This window comes from Robertmurraya sp. DFI.2.37 (assembly GCF_029211245.1).
GTDB classification, from domain to species: Bacteria; Bacillota; Bacilli; order Bacillales; family Cytobacillaceae; genus Robertmurraya; species Robertmurraya methanolica_A.
Genome location: NZ_JARGEJ010000723.1, coordinates 1 through 295, shown reverse-complemented (window position 1 = coordinate 295; position 295 = coordinate 1). Strand labels below are relative to the sequence as shown.

At 63.7% G+C, this 295-nt stretch carries 1 protein-coding gene; it reads right to left on the bottom strand.

Features of this window, described 5'->3' with window-relative positions; all coding sequences use genetic code 11:
- Positions 1-109 precede the first annotated feature (109 nt).
- The coding region (locus PZE06_RS28375; RefSeq protein ID WP_275792453.1) for a hypothetical protein at positions 110-295 on the bottom strand (186 nt) is incomplete at its 5' end.

Sequence of the window (295 nt, the reverse complement as noted above, 5' to 3'; positions counted from 1 at the left end):
CTGCTGCAACGCCTCCTGGGCGGTCAGGGCCAGTTTGTTCAGGTTTCCCATGCTCATAGGTTCGTTCCTCCTTCGCTTTCGTCCAATGGCAAAAGCCGAGAATGCAAGGTTAGGGAAGGCGGCGCAGCGCTGTGGGCATGTCGGATGCCCGCACAAGCGAGTTCACGCTCTCGCGCGTTTCCAGCTCGTGCACGCGGTCGGCCAAGCGGCGCACGCGCTTGTGCAGGTCGTCCAGCTCGTTGTCGCGCTCGTCCAACCGCCCCTGCAAGTCCAGGATGCGGATGACGCCGGCCAG